Origin of the sequence: Streptococcus massiliensis DSM 18628 (assembly GCF_000380065.1) — a bacterium.
Lineage (GTDB): Bacteria > Bacillota > Bacilli > Lactobacillales > Streptococcaceae > Streptococcus > Streptococcus massiliensis.
Genome location: NZ_KB904432.1, coordinates 1 through 5,537, shown reverse-complemented (window position 1 = coordinate 5,537; position 5,537 = coordinate 1). Strand labels below are relative to the sequence as shown.

The following is a 5,537-nucleotide window of genomic DNA, read 5'->3' as shown; positions in this document are numbered from 1 at the left end:
CTAAATAGGGAATTTTTGATTCTTTTTGGAAGTCATATTTAGCCATCTGACCATGACAGCTGTAGCATTTAGGAGCAGGATAATCCAACTTCGCGATGATTTCTTTATGCGTTCCAGCATCTAGAACATCCAAAATCGTAATGTTAGGGTCTTTGATTTCCAGTAAGTTTGTGATAAAATTTAATTGTTCCATATGAGTCTTTCTAATGATGGTTTGGTCGCTTTTCATTATAGGTCATATGGGACTTTTTTTCTACAACAAAATAAGCTCCATCATTCCTACAGTGGTTTTACCCACTACAGAAATTATAGAGCCGCTTTCATTCTCTCTTTTTTATAAGGAATGTTTTTCATGATTTTTTATACGTTTGGATTTAGGATTTCAACTCCTTGACAAATCCCAAAAGAACTGGTAGTATAAAAAAGTAATTAACGGTTCTTTTTAAAAAAGAAGAAATGAGAAATATTATAATGAAGAGAATAACCAAAAAGTTTCTCCAGCTGTTTTTAACTGGTCTGACTTTTCTTTTTTTGTTCTTTTCTGGAACATCCGCTTATGCTGTTACAGAATTAACAGAAAATAGAGATCTATCCAAATTGCAGCTCTATCAATTTAGCTTGAAGCAAGAGAATATGGAAGTTCTTAGCCAAGGCGCTTCGGTTGTCAAGGCGAACATTCCTCCCAGTGGAAATTGGAAAGCTAGTACAGCTTTTTCTCTTGTAGTTAACAAAGCTTCACAAGCCCCGCAGAATTTTGATACCCCTTTGCAATTACGTTTTCGAAATGCTGGCGTTGTGTACGGAAAACCGGTAGATGTATATATCACCGTTAACAGAGTCACGACAACTTTGATTCAGAAAAATTCAGATTATTACAATGCACGTAAAACTGCGGTACCATTTCTCACCGTTGATGAGAACTGGGGGATTAAGTCTATTCAAGTGATGGACTATATCTATCCTCCACACCCCAGTATCACTTACGATATGTATGGGAGCTATGCTTTGGATGCAGATGTTACCGCTGAACTACGGTATCAAGATGGCACCCCAACCGACCTAAAGTTGGTCATGCTTCCTTCGGACATCGATGTGGTGAAGAATATCTTTGGCCGAGAAGAAACCTTCTCTATCTATGACAACGACACGGCTTCGAATAAAATTATTAAACATCCACTACAAAAACTGGACAAAACAGTAACAGGCAATAAAACGACTTGGCACTCAAAAATCGGGACAAGCGGAGCGTTTAATGAAGCGAATGTTTCGGGATTCGCAGTTCGCTCTTCAACGAATACGATGAAATTTGAATTTACGACAGCAGTTAGTGGAGGCTTGTTTGGCTTTTATGTAGAAAATCCAGATGTTCCTCAAAAAACTGTGTCTACGACAGCCATTTCAGCTCAAGCGGGTCAAGCCGTTGATTATACGGCAGTTTATAAAATGCCAACACCGGGAAAAAATGTCATTGGTTCGCTATCTTCTATGAAAATGATAGAAACTCTTGATAGTAGACTCGATTTCAAAAACTTGACTGTTCAGTTTAATGGTCGGACCTTGACGAATGGTTCCGATTATACTGTTGAAATAGATGGGCAAAAGGTAACGGTTACTATTGCGCAACAACATTTGGCAAGTAGCAATGCAGGGAAAGAATTTAAGATTGTCTACCAGACAGAAACAAATGCAACCGTCTTGGACAACCGAAATCCTATTGACAATCAGGTCACACAAGAGATTGATAATCTAATTGTTCCATCAAATACGGTTACGACGAATCTGTTATTTAAAAAGACCCACTCCTTTATTAGTGGAACAAATGGGAAAGAACTCCCGCCAGAAGTATTACAGTTACTGCCTCCAGAGCAAACCAATCTTGCAAATGGTACGACTGTAGCACCAGATCCTCCAATAGGCAATAAAACTCAAGTCAGCGTTGCTGAGGGAAATTGGATTTTTCAAAGTTATGACAAGCCCTCGGAAACCATTCAAGATCAAGATGTTCACTTTGTAGGGACATGGATTTTTCAAGAATATGAGAAGCCGACAAAGGAAGTTCTAAATAACAATGGGACGAATATTGACAATCAAGAGGTTAAGTCGGGAGATGTTTTAACTTATAAGATTACTTATAAAAATACAACTGATAGCAATAAACAAGTTACGATCACGGATGTTATTCCAAATTATACCGAATACGTTAGAAACTCGTCCAGCCGTTCGATCGTTCAGAATAAGAGATGGCTTAAATGGACAGCAACTGTTCCAAAGGATAAAACAGTCACAATCCAATTCAAAGTTAAAGTCGATAGTAAAGTAGATGGTCAAGAGCTAAATAATACAGCAACCGTTACATTTGGTAGCACTGCTTTAAGTACCAACACTACAAAAAATAAAACCCCTTTTAAAAAGTATGTCCTACCAGAAACAGGTGGACAGGGACCGATTTATTATCTATTTGGTGGTGCTGTTTTGACAACTATTTCAGCTCTTTGGTTGATTCGCCGTTTTAAACAAACGATGACCTCATAATGTAGAGACCATTTAAAGGCGGTGATGATAGAGTGTTGTGATGAGACAAGCCTTCCTATTTAAGGAAGGATAAATATAATTATTTCGTAAAAAATTAAAGGAGAATAAAATGAAAAAAATAAAACTTATGTTAACAGCCTTGCTGGCCTTGTTAATGACTTTTACAGGTATGCCAGTAGCCTCTGCGGCAACAACATATACGTTGAACCTAACTGGTACAACAACTGGTCACACATATGAAGCATATCAAATTTTTTCAGGAGATCTGAGTGGCGATACGCTTTCAAATATTCAATGGGGTTCAGGTGTTGACGCAACAGCAGCAAAAGCGGCTCTTGGCGAAGCTGCGACAAAAGCAGAAGCTTTAAATGGTAAATCTAATGATGCTGCAGATGCAAAAGCTTTTGCTCAAGCAGTTTCAGCTTATCTTCAATCAACACCGACAAAAACAGTTCAAAGTGCGTCTGGAACTACAACCTTTACTGGTTTGGAAGCTGGTTACTACTTGATTAAAGATAAGACTGCTTCACTTGCAGGAAAAGAAGGTGAATCTTATACTCGTTTCATCTTACAAGTTGTAAAAGACACAACTGCTACCGTAAAAGCAAGTGTACCAACTTTTGTTAAAGAAGTAAAAGATAACACAACTGGCAATTACACATCTGCAACAGACTATTCAATTGGCGATAACGTACCTTTCCAACTCACAGCGACTCTTCCAAGCAACTATGATGCCTATTCTGAATATGAATTGGCGTTTAACGATACTTTGTCATCTGGTTTGACTTATAAAAGTGATGCAGCGGTTTATCTAGTAAATGGTGGCGTAGAAACAAATGTTACGAACAAATTTACTATTACAGCTTCAGGAAATCTTTTGACAATTAAAGCAGCTGACTTAAAGACAGTCGTACCAGCTGCAACTTCTTCAAGTAAATTTGTTGTTCGTTACAGTGCAACCCTTAACAGCAATGCGGTTACTGGTATCGTTGGGAACAGCAATACCGCTAATCTTACATACTCAAACAATCCAAATACAACTGGCGGTAAAACGAAAGGTAAGACCCCTGAAAGCAAATCAACAGTTTACACTTACCAAGTGGTTATTAATAAAGTCAATGAATCTAATGCAGCTTTGCCAGGTGCCGGATTTACTCTCTACAAAAAAGTAAGTGGAAATTACGTTGAAGTGAAGAAAATCAATGCAGGTACAACAACAAGCTTCACCTTCAAGGGGCTGGATGTAGGAGACTACAAATTAGTGGAAAGCACTACTCCAGCTGGCTACAATACGATGGCTGATATCGAATTCACTGTTTCTTCAACGATCAATACAGCAGGCGCAAATCCTACTTTGACAGCTTTATCTGCGACATCAGCAAAAGCTACATTTACAACAACCCTATCTAGTGGAACGATTGCAACTAAGATTATCAATAAAAAAGGATCTCTCTTGCCAAATACTGGTGGTATTGGAACAACTATCCTCTACATCATTGGTTCTTGCCTTGTTTTGGGAGCAATTGTCTTATTGTTTGCTCGTAAGAGAGTAAATACAAAATAAGTTCTACTAAAAGAAAGAGGTAGATGATGTCTATCTCTTTTCCTTTATAGTACGATAGTATTCTTTTTATGAAAAAACATTTTACCAATATTTTATTTGTTCTTTTATTAATCAGTGGTATAGGATTATTGCTCTATCCTACTGTGAGTGATCTTTGGAATTCTTATCATCAATCTCAAGCTATTTCAACTTATCAAAAACAGGTAGAAAAATTAGATGCGACTGAGACAGAAAGTATGTTAGCTGCTGCTGAAGCGTATAATCAAGCTTTAGAAAAAGGAGTTGTACCGACATATCATCTTACAGAAGAAGATAAAAAAAAGTACAATAGCCTTTTAGATGTCACATCAACTGGAATTATGGGGCATGTGGAGATTCCAAAATTAGGTACAAAACTTCCAATTTATCATGGTACAGATGAAGCTATTTTGCAGGTGGCTATCGGACATATTCCGGGAAGTTCTTTGCCTGTTGGTGGTCAAGGAACGCACTCTGTTATATCAGGCCATCGCGGGTTGCCTTCAGCAAAGTTATTTACTGATATTGATCAATTAAAAAATGGGGACCATTTTAAACTCCATGTTTTGGGAAGGACGGTTACTTACCAAGTAGATCAAACTTTGACGGTAGAACCAGATGATGTCTCTTCTTTAACTATTGATCCAAATCAAGATTATTGTACTTTAGTGACTTGTACACCATATGGTGTCAATACTCATAGACTCTTAGTTCGAGGCCACCGCATTCCGAATGAAGAGGAACCAACCAAATCTGAAAATAAAACATCAGATTTTCTGCCGTGGCATTATATAATTCTACTTATTTGTTTTGTGTTCGTTTTATTTGTAGTTCTATTGGTGTGGCTTCTTAGTTGTAGAAGACGTAAAAAAAGAGCAGAGCTAAGAGGAAAAACAGGTCTACGCTCCGCTGGCTATCGCAGAAGAGTAAAAAAAGGACGTCACGCTAAATGATAAACCAGATTAGATACGAGGTTATCTTTCAACGTGAAGATCTTTGTATGATATTCTTTTTAATAATGACAAAGAAGTAGAAAGTTGTATTCTTGATTATAAAAACAGAGAGTGAAGAAAGATTGACATGAATGAGTCAGTTCTTTCTGGCTCTTTGTCAACTGTAGTGGGTTGATGAGAAGTTATAATCTGGAGAGGACTAAATCAGTCCTCTCCTTTTTGATGTTCAAAGCGATGAGAATTCTAGTTTTAAAGTTGTCAAAGTTCCGAAAGCCGAAAGCGTTGCGCTTGATAACCTTGATAAGGTTGTTAGTGGCCTCTAGCTTAGCATTTGAGTAGGGAAGTTCCAAAGCATTGATAATCTTGTCCCTCTCTTTCAAAAAAGTCTTAAAAACAGTCTGAAAGATAGGGTTTACAGAAGAAATTGTATCTTCGATGAGTCCAAAGAAATGCTCAGCTTGTTTCTCTTG

The 5,537-nt window shown here is 37.6% G+C and carries 4 protein-coding genes and 1 pseudogene; 3 read left to right on the top strand and 2 right to left on the bottom strand.

What is annotated here, in order from left to right:
- Positions 1 to 193, bottom strand: a pseudogene (locus A3I3_RS0109305) (ISL3 family transposase); the annotation flags it as partial.
- A gap of 278 nt (positions 194 to 471) precedes the next feature.
- Here A3I3_RS0109305 and A3I3_RS0109300 point away from each other — a divergent pair.
- The 3 genes from A3I3_RS0109300 to A3I3_RS0109290 all read left to right on the top strand — a co-directional run bounded on the left by A3I3_RS0109300 (position 472) and on the right by A3I3_RS0109290 (position 5,067).
- On the top strand, positions 472 to 2,532 hold the full coding sequence (locus A3I3_RS0109300) for an Sgo0707 family adhesin (protein WP_018372426.1): 2,061 nt from the start codon (positions 472 to 474) through the stop codon (positions 2,530 to 2,532).
- A 109-nt stretch (positions 2,533 to 2,641) separates the two neighbouring features.
- Positions 2,642 to 4,096, top strand: coding sequence for an isopeptide-forming domain-containing fimbrial protein (locus A3I3_RS0109295; RefSeq protein ID WP_018372425.1), 1,455 nt, complete (start codon positions 2,642 to 2,644; stop codon positions 4,094 to 4,096).
- 68 nt (positions 4,097 to 4,164) lie between these two features.
- Positions 4,165 to 5,067: a class C sortase gene (locus tag A3I3_RS0109290; protein ID WP_018372424.1), complete on the top strand. Its 903-nt coding sequence runs from the start codon at positions 4,165 to 4,167 to the stop codon at positions 5,065 to 5,067.
- 182 nt (positions 5,068 to 5,249) lie between these two features.
- Here the strand turns inward: A3I3_RS0109290 and A3I3_RS0109285 are convergent.
- On the bottom strand, positions 5,250 to 5,537 hold a 288-nt coding region (locus tag A3I3_RS0109285), incomplete at its 5' end, for an ISL3 family transposase (protein WP_018372423.1).